This window comes from Myxococcus sp. XM-1-1-1, from assembly GCF_020037095.1.
GTDB lineage: Bacteria > Myxococcota > Myxococcia > Myxococcales > Myxococcaceae > Myxococcus > Myxococcus fulvus.
The window spans coordinates 1-1561 of sequence record NZ_JAIQDH010000064.1 but is presented as its reverse complement, the minus strand read 5'-3'; the positions used below and the strand labels follow the sequence as shown (position 1 = coordinate 1561).

General features: G+C 65.7%; 1 protein-coding gene. It reads left to right on the top strand.

The features are described 5' to 3' along the window. Positions 1-50: 50 nt before the first annotated feature. A partial coding sequence (locus K8640_RS42310) for a condensation domain-containing protein (RefSeq protein ID WP_223752271.1) occupies positions 51-1561 on the top strand: 1511 nt, incomplete at its 3' end.

The window sequence follows — 1561 nt, the reverse complement described above, 5'->3', positions numbered from 1 at the left end:
AGCGCCTCTGGTTCCTCGACCAGCTCCAGCCTGGCTCCTCCACCTACAACATCCCCTGGGCCCTCAAGCTCTCCGGCTCCCTCGATGTCAGCGCGCTGCATCAGTCGCTCAACGCGCTCCTCGCGCGCCACGAGGTGCTCCGCACTCACTTCGCGGTCCACGACGGTCAGCCCGTTCAGGTCATCCAGCCTGACGTTCGGCTCGAGCTTCCTGTCGTCGACCTGCGAGGACTGGAGCCTGCGGCTCGCGAGACCGAAGCACAGGCGCTGATGCGACAGGAGGCCCAGCACTCCTTCAACCTCGCTCAGGGCCCTCTTGTTCATGCGACCTTGGTGAGGATGAGCGATGAGGAGTACCTCCTCCTCGTCACCGCCCACCACATCATCTCCGACGGTTGGTCCATCTCCGTCATCGCCCGAGAGATCGCGGCCTTCTACCGCCAGTTCTCCAGTGGAGAGGCCGCGCAGCTCGCGCCCCTGCCCATCCAGTACGCCGACTTCTCCGTCTGGCAGCGCCAGTGGCTCCATGGCGACGTCCTCGCCTCGGAGATCGACTGGTGGCGCAAGCAGCTCGCCGGCGCTTCCACTTCTCTCGAGCTACCCACGGACAGGCCCCGGCCCGCCATCCAGACGTACGGTGGCGCCGTCGTGCCTGTGGCACTCTCCAAGCACCTCAGCACCCAGGTGAAGGAACTGGCCCAGCGCGAGGGCGCCACGCCCTTCATGGTCTTGCTGGCTTCCTTCCAGCTCCTGCTCTCTCGCTACTCGGGACAGGACGACGTCTCGGTCGGCTCGCCCGTCGCCAACCGAAACCGCTCCGAGACGGAGGGCCTCATCGGCTTCTTCGTCAACACCCTCGTCTTCCGTTCACGCCTGGATGGCAGGCAGTCCTTCCGTGAGCTGCTGGGACAGGTGCGCCTGAACACCCTCGCGGCCTACGAGCACCAGGATGTCCCCTTCGAGAAGCTCGTCGAGGAACTCCAGCCTCAGCGTGACCTCAGCCGTTCGCCCCTGTTCCAGGTCACGCTCACGCTCCAGAACGCACCCGAGGGGGCTCTGACGCTTCCCGGGCTCAGCCTCGACGCCCTCCCGCCCAGCATCGAGACGTCCAAGTACGACTTCAGCCTTCTCCTCGACGAAGGAAGCGAAGGCTTCTCGGGCATCATCAACTACAACACCGATCTGTTCGAAGCGGCCTCGATGGAGCGCCTCGCTCGTCACTACGCGGTGCTCCTCGATGGGCTTCTCACCAGCCCCGACAGACAGCTCGGCCTCGTGTCGATGCTCACACCGGCAGAGAAGCAACTGCTCCCTGCATGGAACGGTGCGCAGTCCGCCTACTCGCGCGATGCCAGCATCCACTCGCTCTTCGAACAGCAGGTGGTCCGTTCGCCGGAGGCCGTCGCCGTTGTCTCCGGGGATGAGGCTGTCACCTACTCACAGCTCGACGCGCGCTCCAACCAGCTCGCCCACCACCTGCGTGCACTGGGTGTCCTCCCCGGCTCTCGCGTCGCTGTCCGCCTCGACCGCTCCGCTGACCTCATCGTCTCCCTGCTCGCCGT